The 21,948-nt window shown below is 55.4% G+C and carries 25 protein-coding genes; 16 read left to right on the top strand and 9 right to left on the bottom strand.

Annotated elements, in window-relative coordinates:
* Window positions 1–3 precede the first annotated feature (3 nt).
* Window positions 4–1,035 carry a substrate-binding domain-containing protein gene (locus tag BMY44_RS05030; RefSeq protein ID WP_089991019.1) on the bottom strand — a complete coding sequence of 344 codons (1,032 nt, stop codon included), beginning with the start codon at window positions 1,033–1,035 and terminating at the stop codon, window positions 4–6.
* Window positions 1,036–1,239: 204 nt separating this feature from the next.
* Between BMY44_RS05030 and BMY44_RS05025 the strand changes: the two genes are divergently transcribed.
* Window positions 1,240–1,650, top strand: a complete 411-nt coding sequence (locus BMY44_RS05025) for a hypothetical protein (protein WP_089991016.1) — start codon at window positions 1,240–1,242, stop codon at window positions 1,648–1,650.
* Here the strand turns inward: BMY44_RS05025 and BMY44_RS05020 are convergent.
* Window positions 1,644–2,672, bottom strand: a complete 1,029-nt coding sequence (locus BMY44_RS05020) for an ATP-binding protein (RefSeq protein WP_341349653.1) — start codon at window positions 2,670–2,672, stop codon at window positions 1,644–1,646. The two genes, BMY44_RS05025 and BMY44_RS05020, sit on opposite strands and share 7 nt — an antisense overlap.
* Before the next feature lie 173 nt (window positions 2,673–2,845).
* Here BMY44_RS05020 and BMY44_RS05015 point away from each other — a divergent pair, with 173 nt between their 5' ends.
* Window positions 2,846–3,238: a hypothetical protein gene (locus BMY44_RS05015; RefSeq protein WP_131801573.1), complete on the top strand. Its 393-nt coding sequence runs from the start codon at window positions 2,846–2,848 to the stop codon at window positions 3,236–3,238.
* On the opposite strand, the gene BMY44_RS05010 is transcribed toward BMY44_RS05015, so the two are convergent.
* The 3 genes from BMY44_RS05010 to BMY44_RS05000 are packed head-to-tail and all read right to left on the bottom strand — an operon-like array spanning window position 3,235 to window position 5,282.
* Window positions 3,235–3,756 (bottom strand): gamma carbonic anhydrase family protein, encoded by a 522-nt coding sequence (locus BMY44_RS05010; RefSeq protein ID WP_089991010.1) that lies wholly within the window; start codon window positions 3,754–3,756, stop codon window positions 3,235–3,237. The genes BMY44_RS05015 and BMY44_RS05010 overlap by 4 nt on opposite strands.
* Window positions 3,756–4,391 carry a guanylate kinase gene (gene gmk, locus BMY44_RS05005; protein WP_341349645.1) on the bottom strand — a complete coding sequence of 212 codons (636 nt, stop codon included), beginning with the start codon at window positions 4,389–4,391 and terminating at the stop codon, window positions 3,756–3,758. The genes BMY44_RS05010 and gmk overlap by 1 nt, the downstream gene beginning before the upstream one ends.
* Before the next feature lie 3 nt (window positions 4,392–4,394).
* On the bottom strand, window positions 4,395–5,282 hold the full coding sequence (locus tag BMY44_RS05000; protein WP_089991003.1) for a YicC/YloC family endoribonuclease: 888 nt from the start codon (window positions 5,280–5,282) through the stop codon (window positions 4,395–4,397).
* Window positions 5,283–5,447: 165 nt separating this feature from the next.
* Between BMY44_RS05000 and BMY44_RS04995 the strand changes: the two genes are divergently transcribed.
* Complete coding sequence (locus tag BMY44_RS04995; RefSeq protein ID WP_089991000.1) at window positions 5,448–6,128, top strand: PAS domain-containing protein; 681 nt, start codon at window positions 5,448–5,450, stop codon at window positions 6,126–6,128.
* 62 nt (window positions 6,129–6,190) lie between these two features.
* Here BMY44_RS04995 and BMY44_RS04990 read toward each other — a convergent pair whose 3' ends face one another.
* A complete protein-coding gene (locus BMY44_RS04990) occupies window positions 6,191–7,561 on the bottom strand; it encodes a class II 3-deoxy-7-phosphoheptulonate synthase (RefSeq protein WP_089990997.1) in 1,371 nt (456 codons plus the stop codon).
* A gap of 176 nt (window positions 7,562–7,737) precedes the next feature.
* On the opposite strand from BMY44_RS04990, the gene BMY44_RS04985 reads away from it, so the two are divergent.
* The 9 genes from BMY44_RS04985 (at window position 7,738) to BMY44_RS04945 (ending at window position 16,198) form a co-directional block, all read left to right on the top strand.
* Window positions 7,738–8,739: a GlxA family transcriptional regulator gene (locus tag BMY44_RS04985; protein ID WP_089990994.1), complete on the top strand. Its 1,002-nt coding sequence runs from the start codon at window positions 7,738–7,740 to the stop codon at window positions 8,737–8,739.
* Window positions 8,736–9,824 carry a hypothetical protein gene (locus tag BMY44_RS04980; protein WP_089990991.1) on the top strand — a complete coding sequence of 363 codons (1,089 nt, stop codon included), beginning with the start codon at window positions 8,736–8,738 and terminating at the stop codon, window positions 9,822–9,824. The genes BMY44_RS04985 and BMY44_RS04980 overlap by 4 nt, the downstream gene beginning before the upstream one ends.
* A gap of 127 nt (window positions 9,825–9,951) precedes the next feature.
* Window positions 9,952–11,148 (top strand): ABC transporter substrate-binding protein, encoded by a 1,197-nt coding sequence (locus BMY44_RS04975; protein WP_089990989.1) that lies wholly within the window; start codon window positions 9,952–9,954, stop codon window positions 11,146–11,148.
* Window positions 11,149–11,236: 88 nt separating this feature from the next.
* Window positions 11,237–12,022: an ABC transporter ATP-binding protein gene (locus BMY44_RS04970; protein ID WP_089990987.1), complete on the top strand. Its 786-nt coding sequence runs from the start codon at window positions 11,237–11,239 to the stop codon at window positions 12,020–12,022.
* Window positions 12,019–12,708 carry a hypothetical protein gene (locus BMY44_RS04965; protein ID WP_089990984.1) on the top strand — a complete coding sequence of 230 codons (690 nt, stop codon included), beginning with the start codon at window positions 12,019–12,021 and terminating at the stop codon, window positions 12,706–12,708. Before BMY44_RS04970 ends, BMY44_RS04965 begins: the two co-directional genes overlap by 4 nt.
* Window positions 12,705–13,418, top strand: coding sequence for an ABC transporter ATP-binding protein (locus BMY44_RS04960; protein WP_089990983.1), 714 nt, complete (start codon window positions 12,705–12,707; stop codon window positions 13,416–13,418). The genes BMY44_RS04965 and BMY44_RS04960 overlap by 4 nt, the downstream gene beginning before the upstream one ends.
* 14 nt (window positions 13,419–13,432) lie before the next feature.
* On the top strand, window positions 13,433–13,813 hold the full coding sequence (locus BMY44_RS04955; protein ID WP_131801572.1) for a hypothetical protein: 381 nt from the start codon (window positions 13,433–13,435) through the stop codon (window positions 13,811–13,813).
* A gap of 61 nt (window positions 13,814–13,874) precedes the next feature.
* Window positions 13,875–14,885 carry a branched-chain amino acid ABC transporter permease gene (locus BMY44_RS04950; protein WP_089990978.1) on the top strand — a complete coding sequence of 337 codons (1,011 nt, stop codon included), beginning with the start codon at window positions 13,875–13,877 and terminating at the stop codon, window positions 14,883–14,885.
* A complete protein-coding gene (locus BMY44_RS04945; RefSeq protein WP_207510483.1) occupies window positions 14,882–16,198 on the top strand; it encodes a branched-chain amino acid ABC transporter permease in 1,317 nt (438 codons plus the stop codon). The genes BMY44_RS04950 and BMY44_RS04945 overlap by 4 nt, the downstream gene beginning before the upstream one ends.
* On the opposite strand, the gene BMY44_RS04940 is transcribed toward BMY44_RS04945, so the two are convergent.
* Entirely contained in the window at window positions 16,167–17,570 is a 1,404-nt protein-coding gene (locus BMY44_RS04940; protein ID WP_089990975.1) for an MATE family efflux transporter, read from the bottom strand. The genes BMY44_RS04945 and BMY44_RS04940 overlap by 32 nt on opposite strands.
* Before the next feature lie 106 nt (window positions 17,571–17,676).
* Between BMY44_RS04940 and BMY44_RS04935 the strand changes: the two genes are divergently transcribed.
* The gene (locus BMY44_RS04935) at window positions 17,677–18,360 is read left to right on the top strand and encodes a 1-acyl-sn-glycerol-3-phosphate acyltransferase (protein ID WP_165611786.1); all 684 of its coding nucleotides are present in this window, start codon (window positions 17,677–17,679) and stop codon (window positions 18,358–18,360) included.
* A 55-nt stretch (window positions 18,361–18,415) separates the two neighbouring features.
* Here BMY44_RS04935 and BMY44_RS04930 read toward each other — a convergent pair whose 3' ends face one another.
* Window positions 18,416–19,192, bottom strand: coding sequence for a transporter substrate-binding domain-containing protein (locus BMY44_RS04930; RefSeq protein ID WP_089990969.1), 777 nt, complete (start codon window positions 19,190–19,192; stop codon window positions 18,416–18,418).
* Window positions 19,193–19,250: 58 nt separating this feature from the next.
* Here BMY44_RS04930 and BMY44_RS04925 point away from each other — a divergent pair, with 58 nt between their 5' ends.
* Genes BMY44_RS04925 through BMY44_RS04915 form a run of 3 tightly spaced genes read left to right on the top strand, consistent with a single transcriptional unit; the run spans window position 19,251 to window position 21,107 of the window.
* Complete coding sequence (locus BMY44_RS04925) at window positions 19,251–19,994, top strand: amino acid ABC transporter ATP-binding protein (protein ID WP_089990965.1); 744 nt, start codon at window positions 19,251–19,253, stop codon at window positions 19,992–19,994.
* Window positions 19,995–20,001: 7 nt separating this feature from the next.
* Window positions 20,002–20,769 carry an amino acid ABC transporter permease gene (locus BMY44_RS04920; protein WP_089990962.1) on the top strand — a complete coding sequence of 256 codons (768 nt, stop codon included), beginning with the start codon at window positions 20,002–20,004 and terminating at the stop codon, window positions 20,767–20,769.
* On the top strand, window positions 20,766–21,107 hold the full coding sequence (locus BMY44_RS04915; protein ID WP_479723315.1) for a carboxymuconolactone decarboxylase family protein: 342 nt from the start codon (window positions 20,766–20,768) through the stop codon (window positions 21,105–21,107). Before BMY44_RS04920 ends, BMY44_RS04915 begins: the two co-directional genes overlap by 4 nt.
* Here the strand turns inward: BMY44_RS04915 and BMY44_RS04910 are convergent.
* Window positions 21,083–21,919, bottom strand: coding sequence for a TolB family protein (locus BMY44_RS04910; protein WP_089990957.1), 837 nt, complete (start codon window positions 21,917–21,919; stop codon window positions 21,083–21,085). The genes BMY44_RS04915 and BMY44_RS04910 overlap by 25 nt on opposite strands.
* Window positions 21,920–21,948: the final 29 nt, after the last annotated feature.

Below are 21,948 nucleotides of genomic sequence, written 5' to 3'. Positions count from 1 at the left end.
TATTCAGTTCGTCAGTGTGACTTCATCAGCGACCGTGGCTTGCACGTCAGGCAATTGCGGATCGGATACAAGGCCGTACTCGGCAAGTGGTCCGTCAGGGCCAGCCATATCATCAGATACGAAAAACTCCGCAAATTCCTTTACGCCGGGAATGACACCGATATGGGCCGCCTTGATATAGAAATAAAGCGGACGGGAAACCGGGTAATCACCAGCGGCAATCGAGTCGGTGGTTGGCACGACGCCCGACATCGTTGCGACCTGCAGCTTGTCAGTGTTGTTTTCATAGAAAGCCAAACCAAAAACGCCGATGCCGTTTGCGTCAGCGTCGATACGTGCAAGCGTTTCGGTATAGTCACCATCTACATCAACCGAAAGGCCATCCGTGCGGACCGCCATGCATTTGCCTTCAGCCGTGTCCTCATCAACGCCGGCGTCCAACATGGCTTGAAGGAACCCGCCCTCTTCGCAGCCAGCCAGCAAGACCTTCTCTTCAAACACTTCGCGCGTACCGTGCTTTGTGCCGGGAATGAACGCCTGGATCGGCTGATCGGGGAAATCAGGGTTCACTTCATTCCAGTTCGTGAACGAATTCGGCACCAGCTCACCGTCGATGAAATGCTCTGCGGCAACGGCCTTGTACCAGTCTTCGGGGGTGAAAGCGAACCCGTTGCCATCGATGTCTGACGCAAAGACGATCCCGTCATAACCAATTCGCACTTCAATGATGTCGGTCACACCAGCAGCGGCACAGGCTTCCATTTCGGATTCTTTGATCGCGCGCGACGCGTTTGCAATGTCGATGGTGTTTTCACCAACACCTTCGCAGAACCGCTTCAGCCCAGCGGACGATCCACCAGACTCCACGACAGGGGTCGGAAAGTCGAAATTCTCGCCAAACGATTCTGCGACAATTGCGGCATACGGCAGCACAGTCGAAGAACCGGCAACCTGAACGTTATCACGTGCAGCAGCCGACGTTGCTGCGAATGCCGTGATGGTGAGTGTGGAAGCGGTCAGTTTCATGATCGACATGTCAAAACTCCTGTCTGTCAAGCATCGGCACCAAGCGAGCCATGGCACCATTGCCAGCGTTTTCGCCCTGCTCGACAAAGCTTTTGTGACGGTTGTGTAAAACTTTTATGACAAGACGCGGAGACAGGGAGAATGGTATCAAACTCACGCCACAACGGCGCCAAATTTCTCTCGTAAGACTACGAAAACAAACGAAAGATACGCATGACCACCGTGAACTATGTCGAACGCCTGAACGCAATCAATCGGGACACCCCCGCACCGATCCAGCGTGTTGAGATAAATGAAACGCCAATCGGCCGCTCGGTTCCTGCGATTCTTCTTGCGTGTTTCGTATCCTTTTTCCTCCTACCGCTCGGCGTCCTGTTTGCCGCACTCACGCAGATGGTCTTCGATCCGGGCTATTTCAGCGAAGGCGACGAACAGCTGGGTGTCTGGTTCATGTTTGGATTTGGAAATGGTGCCCTGATCGTCGGACTTGCGGGCGTGATCTGGAACCGAGCGCGCAACTACGCCACGAACATCATGTTTGCCAGTTACGTGATCGGCTACGCGCTGGGCTATGCCTTCGTCAACGCGGCCTATAAACTGTCAGGTCTCCAAAGCCTTTACTGATCGTCCAGAACCGGCAGGATCACCGTCACGGTTGTCCCCTCGCCTTCGATGCTTTCTATCAGCAATCGACCCCTGTGACGGTTGACGATGTGTTTGACAATCGCAAGACCAAGACCCGTCCCACCAACTTCGCGCGACCGGTGATTGTCTACGCGGTAGAACCGTTCAGTCAGACGGGCAATGTGATGCGGCGCAATCCCAAATCCTGCGTCCCGAACCACCAGACGCACCCCGACGCCCCGCAGCCGTGCTTCATGCGCCGGTGCATTTAATGATAGGGCGATTTCGCTTCCTGGTTCGCTGTACTTAACAGCATTTTCGATGAGATTTGCGATAACCTGACGCAATTCTCCCGCTTCCGCAGCGATGTTGGCACCACCGCTTTGATCTTCGAAACGGATTGTCGCACCAGCAGCATCTGTGACCGGCTGCAATTCAGCAAGCGCGCTCTGTGCAACGTTTGCAAGGACAACACTGCCGGATGGGCGGACACGTTCTTTCGCTTCCAACCGGCTAAGCGATAGCAGATCATCGACCAATCGCGCCATGCGCCCCGCCTCACGTGCCATGACCTCAAGAAACCGGTCACGGGCAGCGGCGTCATCACGCGCCGGGCCGCGCAAGGTTTCGATGAAGCCAAGCAGTGCGGTAAGTGGTGTCCGCAACTCGTGGCTGACGTTCGCCACGAAATCTGTCCGAAACTGATAAATGTCTTCCGCCGCTGTGCGATCCTGAAATGTCAGGACAACCGCTTGCCCCGCCGATGCGATATGGACGGTGTAAGTTGTGTCGCGCCCTGCCTCTCGGCCAAGATACGATGCTTCGAGCGGCGCACCATTCGCCATGACCGCTTCGATTCGGTCCAGCAGTGCTGGCTGGCGAAGTGCAGTGCTAAAATGTCGCCCGACAACGTGATCACCCAATAGCTGACGCGACGTCGCGTTTGTGGCCGCGATCATCTGATCGTCGCCGATCACCAGAACCGGGAACGGAAGAGTCTCAATTAATTCAGCGTCTAGCACGCCATTCAAAAGCGTTCTCCCGGAACAAAACTCGCAACGTCATAACGTTGGAAAATGGCAAATGACAGTGGTTATTCCCATATAATTCCCACTTGAACTATGTATCTGGTGTTTGTACTGCCGCTGGATTAATCATTTTTTTGTGGCTGGGGGAGATCAAGGTTCTGAAAGCGATGCTGGAGTTCAACACGGCGACCAATGACGACCAGGTCATGGAGGGCAAAATTGTCCCGCTGACGCTTGTGATCGGAGACCTGCGCGACTGGGAAGCAGCAGGCCGGATTATCCCTTCCATCGAAGGTTTCATGTTTGCCGACGTGTCAGACATTGATACGTGCTTCATTCGGAAACATAATCCGACCGTTATTCTGTCCACGCTCGTGACCCGCGAATTCGACGCTGTCGAAATCGCCCGCAAACTCGGCCAGATGGTATACACTGGCAGTTATCGCGTACTGACGAATAACATCCCGAATGTCGAACTGATCCGCGAAGAAGTTTCGCAAATCGCGCCGCAGCTTGATTTCGACATTGTTGATCTTTCAAAGATCTTTCCCGACCTTTAATCGACGGCCTTCAGACCCTTCGCAAAGCGCACGGCGTTTTGCTGATAGTGCAATGCAGATGCCTTAAGCGCTTCGATCGCGCCTACATCAAGACTGCGCACCACTTTGCCGGGCATGCCCATCACCAGACTACCGTCAGGAATCTCTTTCCCCTCCGGGATCAACGCCCCTGCCCCGATCAGGCAATCGCGACCAATCACGGCACCATTCAGCACCGTGGCACCCATCCCGATCAAAGTGTTCTCGCCGATCGTGCACCCGTGCAGCATTGCTTTATGGCCGATCGTGCAACCTGCGCCAATCGTCAATGGAAAACCCATGTCGGTATGCATCACGCAGTTCTCTTGCACGTTGCTGCCAGACCCGACCTCGATCACTTCATTATCGCCGCGTAAGGTACTGTTAAACCAAACAGAACTACGCGCATGCAACTTGACCTTGCCAATGATATGGCAACCCGGCGCGACCCATGCATCATCCGCGACTTCAGGCGACTCTCCATCCAATTCATACAGCATCAGCGTTCCTCGAATTCCTGTTGCAGTCGCCGAACATGATCCATCAATCCCGGCTGCTGGGATGCCCGAAGTCTTTCCGCACTGATGATCGTTTTCAGACGCGCTTCTGTTTCGTCCAGATCGTCATTTATCAGCACATAGTCATAACTGTCCCAATGACTGATCTCGTCCCATGATTTCTGCATCCGCCCTTCGATGACCGTCGCATCATCCTGTCCACGGCTGACAAGGCGCCGGTGCAGTTCCGAGATCGACGGCGGCAGGATGAAGATCGACAATACATGGTCCTTGAGATCCGATGTCGCGATCTGCTGGGCACCCTGCCAATCGATATCAAACAGCACGTCTTTTCCGGCATCGATGGCCGCTTTGACCGGGGCCTTGGGTGATCCGTAGTAATTGCCAAAGACCCGCGCATGCTCCAGCATTTCGCGATCATTCACCTGACGTTGAAATTCATCGACGCTGACAAAGAAATAATGTTCCCCATCGACTTCGCCGTCACGTGGCTCCCGCGTGGTTGCTGACACCGAAAACCGCAGGCTGTCATCCCAATCCCGCAATCGACCAGTCAAAGTTGATTTTCCAGCACCTGACGGTGACGACAGAACGATCAATAGGCCCCGACGATCCATCAGTTATTCCACATTCTGTATCTGTTCACGCATCTGGTCGATCACAGCCTTCAGATCCAATCCAAGCGCTGTTAGCGCGGTATTTTGCGACTTAGAACAAAGCGTATTCGCCTCGCGGTTAAATTCCTGTGCCAGGAAATCCAGCTTGCGACCCATGGGTGTGTCGCTTGCAATCATGTCACGGGCGGCATCGATATGCGCCTTCAAGCGATCGATTTCCTCGGTCACGTCCTGTTTGACCGCAAGCATCGCCAGTTCCTGCACAAGGCGTGCCTCATCAAGTTCAGCTTCGCTGACCACGCGGGCGACTGCGTCACGGAAATTCTGCGCGGCGACATCCTTGCGGGCCATAACGGCCTTGTCGGCGGCAACCACAAGGTCGTCAATCTCGGCCAATTGGCCTTTGAGCATTACCTCAATCGCTTCGCCCTCCGCAGCGCGCATCGCCACGAAATCTGCCAGCATCGGTTCGATTTCAGCGATGAGCGCTTTGACAAGTGCTCCGTCATCGGTGTTCGACTTGCCCTGCACGACAACGCCCCGATGTCCCAAGACGTCAGCGGCAGTCGGCTGGCCAAGGGTCACACCCATGGAAAAAGCGCGGTCCTGCACCGTATCCAGGGCCGCAAGCACGCGGTCCAGCTGCGCCTCGTCCAACGCAAGTCCCTGATCATTGTCGTCGCGCGTCAGACGCAGGGACACAGTAATGCTGCCGCGCTTCAAATGGGCCTTCATTGCTGTGCGAAGTGCAGTTTCCAGCCCGTCCAGCCCGTCTGGCAAACGCAGCCGTATGTCTAACCCACGCGCATTAACGCCGCGCATTTCCCACATCCAAGACATGCCATCCAATGCGCCGGTCTTGCTGGCGTAAGCGGTCATCGAATGGATCATACGGTCTCGTCCTCGGGTCAGTGTCGCACGCACCTAAGGGAAAAGCGGATCAAAGGGCAAGTCCCGCCGGACGCTGCATTAACCCATTAATTCTTTCTTAAGTGATATGAACAAGCCGTTAATGCATAGTTCCTGCAAGCAATCACAACACGGATCAAAGGAAAGATGGGCCCTATTCTTCGCAATTCTCACAACCAAGGCGACACGATCCTCGATCAGGCCGGTCAGGACATTCTGCGCTCGGTGGAACAGAATTGGCGTAGGATGTGCGGCAATGAACTCACGCCGCTGCGTCACCGATTGGACCCGATGCAGATGGACCTCGCGCTGCCTTATACATTCATGCTGCATGTGACCGAACCTTGTTCGGCGCGTGTCCGTGTCGCCGGTCAGAAGCTGCACGAGATGCTTCGCAGCGATCCCCGTGGGCAGTCATTTGCAATTTTCTTCGCGTCCCGCGCACAGGACACGATAATGGAACTGATCGATGCGACTTTGGCGCTCCCTGCAATCGTGCGTATCCCGCTCTCAGCGCCACAAGGCTTCGGGCGCAAAGCCGTGCGCGCCGAATGCCTGCTTCTGCCCATGCGCGACGCAGAGGGCGCATTGAGCCGGATCATTGGTGTTATCGTCCCTGAAAAAGTGCTGAAACCAAAAGCGCACAAATGGGAAATTGACCAGAACCGCGATCTGCTTTGCGATATTCAGGAAGGCTATTTTCCAGATCGTCGGGGCGGACAACGCAGTAAAACACTGGACGGGCATGAGACCACCCAACCCAACATCCGGCTGGTCGTCGACAACACCAGCTATGATGATCAGGCTGAACCGGCGATCAGCCAGTAATGAAAAAGGCCTCCCCCTTTTCAGGCAAGGCCTCTCTCATCATCGAAGTCATTAAATCTGACTTAGCTCGCTTTTGCTGCGTCCAGTTGGGTGCGCCGCTTTGACAATTCTTCCGCAACCAGAAACGCCAACTCAAGCGACTGGCTTGCATTCAGGCGTGGATCACAGGCCGTGTGATAGCGATCCGATAGATCTTCGTCTGTAACAGCACGAACGCCCCCGGTGCATTCCGTGACATCCTTGCCGGTCATCTCGAAATGGACACCACCGGGAACAGTACCTTCAGCATTATGTACGGCAAAGAATTCTTTCACTTCGCGCAGAACCGACTCGAAAGGACGGGTCTTGTAGCCGGTGGAGGACTTGATGGTGTTGCCGTGCATGGCATCACAAGTCCAAACGACATTGGCACCCTCTTCTTCCACGGCCTTAATCAGGCGCGGCAGGTGCTCACCAACGGAACCGGCACCAAAGCGAGCGATCAAAGTCAGGCGACCCGCCTCGTTGTTGGGATTTAGTGACGACATGAGCGATTTCAGATGGCCACTTGTCATCGAGGGGCCGCACTTCAACCCGATTGGGTTCAGCACGCCCTTACAGAATTCAACATGCGCACCGTCAGGCTGGCGTGTCCGGTCACCGATCCAGATCATATGGCCGGAACCTGCAAGCCAATTGCCAGACGTCGAATCCATGCGGGTCAACGCCTCTTCATATTCCAGCAGCAAGGCTTCATGCGATGTGTAGAATTCAACAGTCTGCAATTCGTGGTTGGTGTCACCGTCAAGCCCGGCCGCTTTCATGAAATCAAGCGTATCGCCGATACGGGCGGCCATCTCGCTGTATTTCTTGACCTCATTCGCGTCCGTGAAACCAAGCGTCCACTGATGCACTTTGCGTACATCGGCATAACCACCCGTAGAAAAGGCGCGCAGCAGGTTCAGCGTGGCCGCGGCCTGCAAATAGGCCTGTAGCATCCGCTCAGGATCAGGAATGCGGGAGTCAGAGGTGAAGTCAAAACCGTTGATGATGTCACCACGGTAGCTAGGCAGTTCCACGCCATCGACAGTTTCGGTCGGGGCAGACCGGGGTTTTGCCATCTGGCCAGCCATCCGTCCCACTTTGACCACAGGCACTTTTGCACCGTAGGTCAGAACCATGGCCATCTGCAGCATGACCTTGAAGGTGTCACGGATCGTGTCGGCGTTGAACTCTTCAAAGCTTTCAGCACAGTCGCCGCCCTGCAACAAGAATGCATCGCCCCGGCTTACCTTGGCCAGATGGTCTTTCAGCCGGCGGGCTTCGCCTGCAAAAACCAATGGCGGATAGCTGGCAAGACGGCCTTCTACAGACTCCAACGCAGCAGCGTCAGTATATTCAGGCATCTGGACCCGGGGCATTTTGCGCCAGTCAGATTTTTGCCAGTCAGCCATTGTCTTGCTCCATTTACACTTGAATTTGCGATTTCAGAGGCACCGTATACAGCCCAATGCGGTCAGGTCCAACGCAAAATGCCTCCCTCACAAAGGGGCACCATTCATGTTATCGCTATTGAACCCAAGCTGCAAAACGTGTTGGCTGTGGCGGCAACTACGGCGCAGGACAATTTATGCCGATCGAATCTCAGACTATCGCTGTTCAGCACAACGGAAAACCGCGCCGGTTCGTATTTGTGCTCATGAACCAATTCACCATGCTTTGCTTCGCAAGTGCGGTCGAAAGCCTCCGCATCGCGAATCGTACCGCAGGACGCGAACTCTATAGCTGGCGCATCATTGGCGAAGGCGGGGAAACGGCGCTTTGTTCGAATGGTTGCGTGTTCCAACTACAAGATGACCTGACAGAGCTGGATCGCGACGACACGGTCATGCTATGCGGTGGGATCGACGTCGCCGAAGCCACAACCAAGCGAACGCTCAACTGGATCCGGCGCGAGGCACGGCGCGGTGTAACGATCGCCGGTCTTTGTACGGCCGGCTACACCATGGCGAAGGCTGGCCTGCTCGACGGAAAGAAAGCGACGATCCATTGGGAAAACCAGGACAGTTTCGTTGAAGAATTCGAAGATGTGATCCTGACGAAATCTGTTTTCGTGATCGACGGCAACCGGATCACGACAGCGGGCGGCACAGCCTCCATCGATATGATGCTCAAGATCGTTGCCGACGATCACGGCGAAGAACTGGCAAATGCGGTGGCCGACCAGTTGATCTATTCGTCGATCCGCACCGACCAGGACACGCAACGCCTGTCAATCCCGACCCGGATCGGCGTGCGCCACCCAAAACTGTCGCGTGTCATTCAAATGATGGAACAGAACATCGAAGAGCCCATCAGCCCCGCCGTCCTTGCCAAAGACGTCGGGATGAGCACGCGGCAGCTGGAACGGCTCTTTCGCCGCTACCTGTCCAGAAGCCCAAAGCGCTATTACATGGAACTGCGCCTGCAAAAGGCCCGCAATCTGCTGATGCAGACGGATATGACAGTCATCAATGTCGCGCTCGCCTGCGGTTTTGCATCACCATCGCATTTCTCAAAATGCTACCGGTCACATTACCACACCACACCATACCGTGAACGCGGAACGCAGGCTGCACGCCTGTCAGTATGACGCGGAAACCGGTTTCAAATCGGCAGGTCTTTGGACGTATCGGCGTCGGATTTCTTATCGGCTTTATTGTCGTTGTGGTGACGGTCTACCAACTTACGTTCGGTGCCATCGCTGAATATCGCGCACTCGCCAAATTAGAGCGGGTCAGCCTGTTCACGCTTCTGGATACGACTCCCGCGCAAGCGGACGTCTTCGTGTTCCAGGACGGCAGTGACGGCTGGTTCGCAGTTACGGAGCCTCAAACCGTCGCAGCCGCGGAAATCGGTATCTACGGCCGGCGCTTTCTTGGGGAAATGTTCAACATCGATGCGCAACCCATGTATTGCGGTGGCGCGGGCAAAGCCCTTTGGGTGGTCAAAGACCAACGGATGATCGGCGAGCATGCCTATTGCCGCACGCGCCGCATGGATCTGTCAGAACTGCGCCCCAACGCTCGCGCTGTCCGCGTCGTCACAGACTCTCTCACTATGGACGAAGCCGAAGCACTGAAAGACAAAATCGCAAGCAATACCGATCAATTCGGGATCGTCCTCCCAACGCAGTATCGCGACTATCAATACAGCTTCGACGTTGATCTACCGTATCGCTGGTCCAGCGCTGACGAACAGTGGCACAGGTCCAACGAAGAAGAAGCAATCAAGGCGGCGATCACCGCACAATTTCCGGAACTGGCAGGTTCATATGCGCTTACAGTCAGAAACGAATATACAGGCACGAACACGAACTACGTCAAAGACGAAAGCGGAACCGGTTGGGTTCCTGCTGAAACCGGACCTTCGATCAACCATGACGGCAATACCATCCTGCTGACGGATATCGACTTCATCACCCATATAAATGTTCGTTTCACCTGCGATCTTGCCGCCTGCGAAACACTTCAGGGAATTGATCTAAGCGAATTCGCAACGCCAAATGCGCGAAATATCGCAAAGTTGGATCAGGCAGTGGCATCTGCGATCTTCCTCAAAGATATCGGAACCAATCCGACGAAACCAACCGTGGCCGATCTCAAACGGGACCAGATCAGCGTCAGCGACATGCAAGTCATGCGCTACACCGTATCAACGGCGATCTTCCGGGACTAAGGCAGGCTTATTTGCCGAAAAAGACAGGTGAAACAACCGGATTTCCTGCGTGATAGCACTTTTCATTCCTGCTGCCGCTGCTAAGGTCTCCCATCAGGATAAAACGTATCCGATAGGGAGAATACTCATGAAAAAACTACTGATGGCCTCTGCGGCCACCGCATTGATCGCAGGCGGCGCACTGGCAGATGGCCACGCGACCGACGTAAAGATCGGCGTCATCCTGGGCTTCACCGGCCCGCTGGAATCGATCACACCGGCCATGGGTGCCGGCGCTGAGCTGGCAATGGCCGAAGTCACTGAATCCGGAATGTTGCTGGACGGTGCAACAGTCACATCCGTGCGCGGCGACTCCACCTGCATCGACTCCGGTGCCGCGACAGCTGCTGCTGAACGTCTGATCACATCCGACGGTGTGAACGCGATCATGGGTGCGGATTGTTCCGGTGTCACCGGCGCAATCCTGCAGAACGTCGCACGCCCGAACGGGGTCGTCATGATTTCGCCGTCCGCGACATCACCCGGCTTGTCGACAGCTGAAGACGACGGTCTGTTCTTCCGGACAGCGCCTTCTGATGCACGCCAGGGCGTCATCATGACCGACATTCTGACCGATCGTGGCTTCACGAACGTCGCGCTCACATACACAAATAACGATTACGGCAAGGGTTTGGCAGATGCCTTCCAGGCCGCCTTCGAAGAGCGTGGTGGAACGGTCACCATCTCTGCGGCACATGAAGACGGCAAGGCCGACTACTCTGCCGAAGTTGGTGCACTGGCGGCTGCTGGCGGCGAAGTGCTCGTCGTTGCAGGATATGTTGACCAGGGTGGTTCCGGTGTTATCCGCGCAGCGCTCGACACGGGCGCATTCGACACATTCTATGTGCCGGATGGCATGGTCGGCGAAAAGCTCAACGAAAACTTCGGCGGCGAAATGAATGGCTCATTCGGCGCATATCCCGGGACTGACAACGCTGGTGCTGGCAAGTTCGTCGAACTGGCAGAAGCAGCCGGTTTCGATGGCACAGGCGCGTTCGCCCCTGAAAGCTATGATGCCGCTGCACTGATCATGCTGGCAATGCAGGCTGCTGGGTCCGCAGACTCGGCAGACTTCAAAGACCACGTCTTTGACGTTGCAAACGCGCCGGGCGTGGAAATCATGCCGGGTGAATTGGGCAAGGCGCTTGAACTGCTGAAAGCAGGCGAAGACATCGACTATGTCGGCGCATCTGCCGTCGAACTGATCGGACCTGGTGAATCCGCCGGTAACTATCAGGAAGTCGAGTTTGCCGATGGCGTCTATTCGACAATCGGTTATCGCTAAGTCGCCGGTCTAGAAGACTTGAACAGCGCGGGTTCGCCCGCGCTGTTTGTACAAGAAGACACGCGTCAGACGTGTCAGGGGATGGAAGATGATTGTCGTTGAAAACTTGGTGAAAACCTTTGGTGGTTTTCGCGCCGTCGATGGCGCTAGCCTGTCGATTGAACCGGGATCAATTACCGGCCTTATCGGACCCAATGGCGCCGGAAAAACTACACTTTTCAACGTGATCGCAGGCGTTCTGAAACCAACGTCAGGACGCGTGACAATGGCGGGCGAAGATATCACCGTCCTGCCACCGCATGAGTTGTTTCACAAGGGATTGCTGCGGACCTTCCAGATCGCGCATGAATTTTCGTCCATGACGGTGCGCGAAAACCTGATGATGGTGCCAGCGGACCAATCCGGTGAAGCGATCTGGAATTCATGGTTTGGACGCAAACGGATTGCCGACGAGGAACGTGCACTGAAAGCGAAGGCTGACGAAGTCATCGAGTTTCTGACGATCGAACACCTGAAAGAGGAAAAAGCGGGTAACCTATCCGGCGGGCAGAAAAAATTGCTCGAACTTGGCCGCACGATGATGGTCGACGCCAAGATCGTCTTTCTCGACGAAGTCGGCGCCGGGGTAAACCGCACCCTTCTCAATACGATCGGGGATGCGATCATACGCTTGAACAAGGAACGCAACTACACCTTCGTTGTGATCGAACACGATATGGATTTCATCGGACGGCTCTGCGATCCGGTGATCTGTATGGCCGAAGGCAAAGTGCTGGCCGAAGGCACACTGGCCGAGATCAAAGCGAACGAGCAAGTGATCGAGGCGTATCTGGGCACAGGCCTGAAGAACAAAGATCAGGTGGCAACAGTATGAATGCCTTGGCAACTCGTTCGATCTATCACCGAGTCGCCATCGGGCTCGCTCTGACTGCACTCATTCTGAGTCCGGGTCTGGCTTTCGCGCAAACGGCGGATGGGACGGAAAGCCCAAAATTCTTCTCATCAGCAGATGCGCCCAACAGTTTTGAAAGTGCGCCGGCTGCACCAGAATGCGACGATATTTCAATTGATGTTCGGTTTTGTCGTAAGGGAACAGCCTGGTCGCTTCTTGATGGAACCTACTCCGAAAACACTGTGTCCTACAGTTATTCTGACAACCAACACGCGCGGTTCGTGATCTCTCCAATGGCGGAAAACGCTCCAAGATTGCTTTCGTCAGAAGAGACATTTTTGCTTTTGCACGCGCTGCTGTTTGAAGGGGTGGATATCGGTATGCCAATGAAGAACGGCGCGATTCTGAGGGGGAATGTAACGTTTGATGTACCGAACAGCATGAGGCCGACGAACCGAACTGTCCTCATCGAGAAGACAGATGGAAGCCATGAACTCCATCTTGTGACAATTCGCTATCTCAAAAACGGGATTGGGTTTTTTGCGACGTCACAACCGACATCAAAACCGGATACCTTTTTCAGTCTCACCGATGATCAAGACACGTTCCACAATAGTTTTCTGGCATTGATAGATGATGGTATAAGCCGCGTAAGGAGCCGACCATGAGTGATCCATTCCTGATCGGCGACTCCATGACGGGTGGCTACGGCAAAGGCCCCGATATTCTGCATGGCTGCACAATTGCCGCCGAAAAAGGTGAGATCGCCGTGATTGTCGGACCAAACGGTGCAGGCAAATCCACGGCGATGAAGGCGCTATTCGGGATGCTGAATGTTCATTCGGGCGCAGTGCGTCTGGATGGTGAGGATATCACAAAGCTTTCTCCGCAGGATCGCGTGATCAAGGGGATGGGCTTTGTGCCCCAGACCTCGAACATCTTCACGTCGATGAGTGTCGAGGAAAATCTGGAGATGGGTGCCTTCATTCGCACCGATGACTTCAAGGACACGATGACACAGGTCTATGATCTGTTCCCGATCCTCAAGGAAAAGCGGCATCAGGCCGCAGGCGAACTGTCAGGCGGACAACGCCAGCAAGTGGCTGTGGGCCGGGCGTTGATGACCCAACCAAAAGTGTTGATGCTTGACGAACCGACCGCCGGTGTCTCTCCGATTGTGATGGACGAACTGTTCGATCGGATTATCGAAGTGGCCCGCACCGGCATTCCGATCCTGATGGTCGAACAGAACGCACGTCAGGCGCTTGAGATTGCGGACAAGGGGTATGTTCTGGTGCAAGGCCGAAACGCCCACACCGGAACAGGAAAAGAGCTTCTTGCCGATGAGGAAGTCCGCCGGAGCTTTCTTGGCGGATGATCGGGGTGGTTGATATGGCAGATGCCTCCGGCGGGAGTATTTTGGGCAAGATGATACAAGCAGGGTGCGCTGTCCTGATCACTGGTCCCGCAGCGGCCGAAACCGTTTCTTGCATGATGGATGACGGCGATGAGGTCGCTTTCATGATTGATCGCAATCAATTCACGCACCCGCTTGATCCAGACGAACCGCCGCAGCGCAAAGTCACGACGGTCCGATATGGTGCAAAGCATTTCCCTGCCGAACCAATCCTGATGGGCGACATCCGCGGCTTTCAGGCTGAAGGTTTGGGGGGAACGACGATGCTCTTCATCATGCAGTCCGACGGGACGGCAATCCTCGCGAACAATCACGAAGGTCTGCGCATTGGCGGGCATTGCGAGGTGATGCAATGAGACGACCTGCCCGTCGATCCGAACGGACAAGCGAACGTGCGACTTCAAGGAGTTTGAGAGTATGGAATTTCTGAACGCGTTGGTCGCACTGGCCAATTTCGTGATCGTTCCCGCCATGGCCTACGGCGCGCAGCTGGCAATTGGCGCGCTTGGCGTCACACTTGTCTACGGGATCCTGCGGTTCTCGAACTTTGCGCATGGCGACACGATGGCGTTCGGCACGGCAATCACCATCTGGGTTACTTGGGGCCTGACGGCAGCCGGCATCACGTTCGGCCCATTGCCCACTGCCCTCCTCGCCCTGCCAGTCGGTATTGCGGCGACAGCACTCCTTCTCGTCGGAACCGATCGTGCGGTCTACCGCTTCTATCGCGTCCAAAAGGCGTCGCCTGTCACCTTCCTTGCCGTTTCCATGGGTGTCATGTTCGTGATGAACGGGATTGTGCGCTTTGTGATCGGCGTGCGGGATATCGGTTTTTCAGACGGCGCACGGTTCTTGATTTCGGCGGGTGATTTCAAGAAATGGTCAGGGCTGGATGAAGGTCTTGCGATCAAGACAACACAGGCCATCACGGTCGTCATCGCGGTGATCGTCGTCGGCCTCTTGTTCTATTTCCTGAACCGGACACGCACCGGGAAATCAATGCGCGCGTTTTCGGACAACGAAGACCTCGCGCTTCTTTCCGGTATCAATCCTGAAAAGGTCGTTTTGGTAACATGGGTCATCGTCGGCGCACTCGCTACAACGGCCGGTGTCCTTTATGGCCTCGACAAGTCATTCAAGGCCTTCACGTACTTCCAGCTTCTCTTGCCGATCTTTGCCGCAGCAATCGTTGGTGGCCTTGGCAGCCCGGTCGGCGCAATTGCCGGTGGTTTCGTTATCGCCTTTGCCGAAGTCACGATCACCTATCCACTGAAGAAGCTTCTCGGTTATCTTCTCCCCGAAAGCCTCGAACCGGCCGGGCTCGTGCAATTGCTGTCAACGGATTACAAGTTCGCGGTCAGCTTCGTGATCCTCCTGGTCGTCTTGCTCTTCAAGCCGACAGGACTATTCAAAGGGCAAACGGCATGACTTATCAGATGCGCGTCACCTTGTTGTTCGGCATTGTCGCCGGTCTCATTGCATGGACAGGTTTGGTGCAGGGTTGGAACAATGCGCTGATCATCGTGAATTTCGGGCTGATCAGTGCGATCATGGCACTTGGCGTGAACCTGCAGTGGGGTTTCGCGGGGCTGTTCAACGTCGGGATCATGGGGTTTGTTGCGCTGGGCGGTCTCGCCGCTGTGCTGGTGTCGATGCCCCCCGTCGAAGAGGCATGGTCAGCAGGCGGCCTGCAACTGATTGCTGGCTTGCTGTTGGGTGCCGGTGCAATCGTGGCTGCGATCTTTACACAGGCACGATTGAAAGGTCGAATGAGGCTCTGGGGCACGCTGGTCGTTATCATCCTCGGGTTCTTCCTGTTCCGCACAGTATTCGATGCTGGTGTTACCGCCGTCGAAGCCGTGAATCCCGCATCAACGGGGTATCTTGGTGGCATCAACGTCTTCGGCAGTGACATGATGATCCTTGTGGCATGGCCGATGGGCGGATTGCTGGCGGCCGGAGCCGCCTGGATTATCGGCAAAACGGCCCTTGGTTTGCGCGCGGACTATCTGGCAATTGCCACGCTTGGCATTGCCGAAATCATCATAGCTGTGATGAAAAACGAAGACTGGTTGGGGCGCGGCGTAAAGAATGTCGCCGGCCTGCCCCGCCCCGTCCCGCGCGAGACCGATCTGCAGCAAGACGCTGACTTTGTCGCGCGAGCAGCCGACTGGGGGTTGGACCCGGTCACAGCGTCAACACTGTATACCAAGGTGCTTTATGCGGGGCTGTTCACGATTGTTCTCATCATCTTGCTATGGCTCGCACAACGCGCACTTCACAGCCCCTGGGGGCGCATGATGCGCGCAATCCGCGACAACGAGGTCGCGGCAGAGGCGATGGGCAAGGATGTCAAGGCGCGACACCTGCAAGTCTTCATTCTGGGGTCTGCCGTCTGCGGTATTGCAGGTGCGATGCTGACGACGCTGGATGGGCAGCTGACACCGGCGTCCTATCAACCGTTACGGTTTACCTTCCTGATCTGGGTGATGGTGATCGTCGGGGGATCGGGCAACAACCTTGGGTCTGTTCTTGGCGGAATGCTCATCTGGTTCTTGTGGGTGCAGGTGGAACCAATTGGTCAGGCCGTCATGAATTTCTTTACCGCCGGCATGGCTGATACAAGTCCGGTCAAGGTCTATCTGATGGAATCAATTGCGCATATGCGCCTTCTGACAATGGGTGTGATCCTGTTACTGGTCCTGCGGTTCAGCCCGCGCGGCCTGATCCCGGAACGCTAGGCTTCGGGGCCTGCACGCGGCCAAACAACGAACCGATCATCGGGCGTGAAACGCGTTCCGCGACCACGACCGCAATCAACCAGCCGGTCGTCACACCCGTTGCGATACCCAGAAAGACGCCAATCACATCCATGTCGAAAACGCCGATATAGAGCCAGATGAAGAACGCGATGCCAAAACCCTGCCGATAAAGCCCGATCCACAGCGTGTAGATCGGCTTTTTCAGCGCCTGAAGGTGCGAGTTGATCGCGAACAGCATCATGTAGACAGGCAGGATAAGCCCGTCGATCTTGAGGTAAAGCGCACCAACATCCTTGACCGCAGGATCACTCGTAAAGAACCCCATAAATGTGCGGCCCCCGAACCAGAGGATCGGACATGCGACAATCATCATGACGCCGCAAATCTTGATGCAAAAGAACAGCGCATCCCGCACCCGATCATATTGATCCGCACCAAAATTCTGGGCCGCAATCGGAAGAAGGGCCCCCGTGATCCCCAGGATCGGCAACAAGAATAACTGCTCGATGCGCAGGGCAATCCCGTAGGCAGCAATGGCATGTCCGCCAAACTGTTTTAGACCGAATTGCACCACAAAACCGGCTGCAAACATCACCAGAATGGCAAAGCTGGTCGGGGCCATCTGGGCCGTGATTTCCTTGTAGGTGCCAGCCTCTGGACGCAATTCAGAGAATGCCCAGCCTTCCATCATCTCGCGTTTGAAAATGCAACGTAGGATGTAGATGGCGACACCGGTCTGGCTGACGATGGTCGCCAGTGCAATCCCGTTAAAGCCAAGGCCGGGGATCACACCGGGAAGACCGTAAATAAATAGCGGGTTGAGAACGCAGTTGGCAAAGAATGCAACCATGAGCGCACGTTGCAATGACTTCGTGTCGCCACGGGCTTGCAGAATACCGTTCGCACCATAAGCCAGCAGAAATCCCGGAAGCGAAAAGACAAGCCAGTTGAAATAGCCGGTTCCAGCGTCACGGTAAGCACCGGGTTCGGATACAAGACGGATGAGTGCAGGACCGAACCAAGCCGAAGCGATCATCAGCAAGATGGTCGCGATGACGCCATAACCGATCCCCTGCAATGCAAGCCGCCGCGCCGCAGACATATCCTTTTTGCCCGCCGCATTGCCGACAAGTGCCGATAATGCAGATCCAAGACCAAAACCGACAGCCATCATGATGAAAAACGCCTGGAACCCTATGGCCATTCCGGCTTGCGCGTCGGTGCTGATCTGTCCGGCAAAGTAAGTATCGACAACGTTATAGAGCGTGCTGAAAAGCATACCAATCGCTGACGGTATCGCGAGAGCACGAAAATGGCCCGATATCGGGCCAGTGGTCAAGTCGCGGTCCATTGTGTGCTTTCTTGCGATTGTGTCCTGTAAGTACCGCAAATTCGCGCGGATGACTATGGCACTGAAATCGCTTTGGCATCTTCCAGATTTCCCGGATAGTCGCGCTATGAAACGATTTCTTGATGCGACTGTCGGGCGCTGGCTCCGCCACTTTTTCTTTGTTCTGGTGCGAACCTACTATGCGCTGTTCTACAATGTTAGTTGTGCGAACAAGCATTTGTTGCAAAACGCACCAGGCACGCTGATCCTCGCCACCCACGTCAGCCGCCATGACGGGCCATTGATCACGTCGATCCTCTACACCACGACGCGGATCCGACCGACGGTACATTGGGACGAATATCACAACTGGGCACAGTGGTTTCCGCTCTACGTGGCCGGTGCGATCCCGATGAGTTCGCCAAAATCGTGGCCGCCGGAACAAAGGCAGGAACGCAAAGCGCAAACGCTCGCCAAGATCCACAATCTGCTGGAAAACGACTGCGCCGTGCTCTTGTTTCCCGCAGGCAAGGTGCGGCGGCAACCGGAAGAAATTATCGCGCCTTACCTGTCAGGCGTGCACGAAATCCTGCGTGCCAATCCCGACACGCCTGTCATGCTGTTGCGCACCGACGGGCTCGGCACGTATCAACGCAAGATCTACGATGGGTTCTGGAGCTTCATCGGCGTGAAGAACGGTCGTCGCCATGTGGCGATGGACTTGCGCCCGATCCATGACCTTGACCCCCAAAGCGATCTGGAAACCTTCAACAAGAAACTGGAAGCGCTACTAAACACCGAAATCGCATGACAAAAGGCCACGCGCGATGGCGTGGCCTTCTATTCTTTTGCGAACTGTGTGGACCTTAAAGGCCCCACTTCTCCGCGACTTCCACAAAGAACCCGCTGGCCTGCTTGATCGCAATCCAGTTGTTCACGTAGTTGATCCAGACCTGATCGGACTGCGGCATCAGCATCGCGATAGGGGTCGGTGCGCGTGACTGATCTACGTCGATCATCGAGACTTCAGGGAATTTAGCCACCAGCGTGGCACCTTCGATATTGGAGGTGATAAACACATCTGCCCGGCCAGACAGCACTTCCTGATAGCCACGGGCCGGTGCTTCGACGACGGTGATTTCGGCATTCGGGAACCACTCGCGTGTCATGGCCTCAAACGATGTGCCCAAAGTCGTCGCGACCTTCACGCCTTCTTGGTTGATGCTGTCCCAGCCGGTGAAGTTTTCAGCCTTATCAGCGGTTGTGAACGGCAGAATTTCGACAGCAATATAAGTGTCGGAATATCCCGCAGCCTTCATCCGCGCCGGGCTGATGGATGCTGATCCGGTGATATGGTAATTGCCGGCTGTGATGCCCGATACCAACGTCTTCCAATCCGTTGGAACGAATTCCAGTTCGACCTCAAGATCTTTGGCCAACTCCGTCATGATGTCGATGTCATATCCGACATACGCATTTGTCGCCGGATCGCGGACCGACATCGGATTCCAGTCACCAGTAGTACCCACCTTCAGAACGCCAGAAGACAGAATATCGTTCAACGCAGATTGCGCCATGGCCGGCACAGCGGCCATAGATGCGACGACAGCAATCGCCGCGCCGAAAGTTTTAAGAAATGTCATTTAAGTTTCACCCTTTGTCGTGTTCTAAGGCAGCTAACCCGCCCCGAGGAAAGTCAAGATGCCAGACGCCGGCCCAGCCATCACGATTTCAAGCGTAAACAAATGGTATGAAGACTACCACGCCTTAAAAAATGTCTCACTGAACGTCGCACACGGAGAGCGCGTCGTCGTCTGCGGGCCGTCCGGGTCGGGAAAATCCACACTCATTCGCTGCATCAACGGTCTTGAAAGCCACAAGTCCGGCGAAATCATCGTGGACGGCATCAAGCTCAGCGATCCGGCCTCTGTTGAAAACATCCGCGCCGAAGTTGGCATGGTGTTCCAGCAGTTCAATCTGTTTCCACATCTGACAGTGCTGCAAAACCTGACGCTTGGCCCCATCAAGGCGCGGGGTCTGTCACGTCGACAAGCCGAAGAGCGGGCGATGACCCTGCTCGAACGGGTGCAAATTCCGGAACAGGCCGACAAACTGCCCCGCGCTCTTTCAGGCGGACAACAGCAAAGGGTCGCAATCGCACGCTCGCTCTGCATGGAACCCAAGATCATGCTTTTCGATGAACCGACCAGCGCGCTCGATCCGGAAATGATTGCAGAGGTTCTCGACGTGATCGTTGATCTGGCTGAAGATGGAATGACGATGGTTGTCGTAACGCATGAAATGGGTTTCGCCCGCCGGGCCGCGAACCGGATGGTCTTCATGGATCAGGGCGAAATTGTCGAGGTCGGCACACCAGAAGATTTCTTTACCGCCCCCAAAACAAAACGTTGCAAGACGTTCCTCAACCAAATCCTGCAGCACTGAGGCCACGATGCGCTTGAAAATCATCCTGCCGGTCGCGGCACTCCTGGTTCTGGCTGCCTGTTCAGAAAACACGAATTGGGGCTGGTATGTCATCGATCCACGCACAACCAATGGTGCGAACAACATCCAGTTCCTGCTGAACGGCTTCGGCGCAACAATCCTGCTGTCGGTCATTGCCGCCGTTATGTCCATGGCGATCGGTCTTCTCGTCGCCCTGCCCGGCATGTCAACAAACCGATGGATCCGTATGCCCAGCCGGATTTACATCGAATTCATCCGCGCAATCCCGCTGCTGCCGATGCTGTTCTGGGTGTTTTACGGTCTGCCGGTGGTGCTGAAATCCATGGGCTTCCAAGTGTCGATAGACGCGTTCTGGGGCGCGATTATCACGCTCGCGATCTCGGATTCAGCGTTTACGGCTGAAATCTACCGCTCTGGCATTCAGTCGATCCCCAAAGGTCAGACCGAAGCAGCCCGCACCGTCGGCCTGAATTACCGCCAAACGATGACCTACGTGATCCTGCCACAAGCAATCCGACGCATTCTGCCACCATTGGCAAACCAGTTCATCTATATCGTAAAAATGTCCGCCTTTGCCTCTGTGATCGGCATGCAGGAACTGACGCGCCGCGCAAACGAGCTGGTGGTGACAGAATACCGGCCGCTTGAAATATACACACTTCTGATTTTTGAATATCTGGTGCTGGTGCTGATCATCAGTTTCTTTGTGCGCTGGCTGGAACGCAAGATGGGCGCTGACGAAAGTAGGTCATGATGAGCTGGAACGAGTTCCTGAAAGAAACCAACGCAAATATCGCAAAATTGCAGGCTGAAAGCCCGGACACAATGGCCGGCTTCAATGCCATGGGCAAAGCCGCCAAAACAAACGGCGCACTTGATGAAAAAACGAAAGAATTCATTGCTTTGGGCATCGCAATTGTGACCCGTTGCGACAGCTGTATCGGGTTCCACGTCAAATCACTGGTCCGCCTGAAGGCAACGCGCGCTGAGTTGTGCGAAGCGCTCGCGATGGCCGCCTACATGGGTGGCGGGCCTTCAATCGCTTTCAGCGCAAAAGCACTTGCCGCCTATGACGAATTCGCGGCTGCGTAGCGCACGTATGCGAATTTCTCGCCATCAGGCGACCAATTCGGCACGTTGATACTGCCCTGTCCGCCATGAAAGGCCGCGATGCGGCGCAGGTTCGTGCCGTCGGGCGACATCAAATTCAGCGTCACGTCCTTCCCCCGGGGATGGCCCTGCGTATCAGGCGGATAGGCCAGATAAAGAACATGTGCGCCGTCCGGAGACGGATGCGGAAACCAGTTCACGAACGCATCGTCCGTTACTTGCGTCAGATCGCCTCCATCGGTCCTCATCTTCCAGATATCAGGTGTCTTGCCGTGATGATCGGAATTGAACCAGATCCATTCACCATCAGGGCTGTAATCGGGTCCGTCGCGATGCCCGGACCCATCCGTCAGGACGGTTTCTGCGCCGCCTTCGGCTAGGATCGTGATCACGTGAAACACCCCGGCCCGCTTGCCGACATAGGCCAAGGTCTTCCCGTCGGGCGACCACCCATGCCAATAGCTCGGCGTTTGTTGCGTAATACGCACCGGCGTTCCACCGCCAATCGGCAGTGTGTAGATACAAGATCCTTTACCAGCACTTCCATCACTGATGACAAGCTGCGTGCCGTCCGGTGAAATCCCGTGATCGTTATTGCACGACGTGCATGATCCAGTATCAATCGGCGAAAGTGACGGCGCATCCAACGGCAGCCGGTATAGCCTCCCGCCCCCGTTCACGACCAGAAAGGTACCACACCGCGACCAGTTCGGGGCCTCGATCAGCGCGTCGGTCTCAAACAGAACGTCTTCTGTCCCATCGACGACACTGTGAATGACGACAGTACTTTGCATATCCGGACCCTAGCGCGAGTTAGAGGTTT

It is taken from the genome of Cognatiyoonia koreensis (genome assembly GCF_900109295.1).
GTDB lineage: Bacteria > Pseudomonadota > Alphaproteobacteria > Rhodobacterales > Rhodobacteraceae > Cognatiyoonia > Cognatiyoonia koreensis.
The sequence above is the reverse complement of the archived record's forward strand: the minus strand, read 5'-3'. Positions and strand labels throughout refer to the sequence as shown.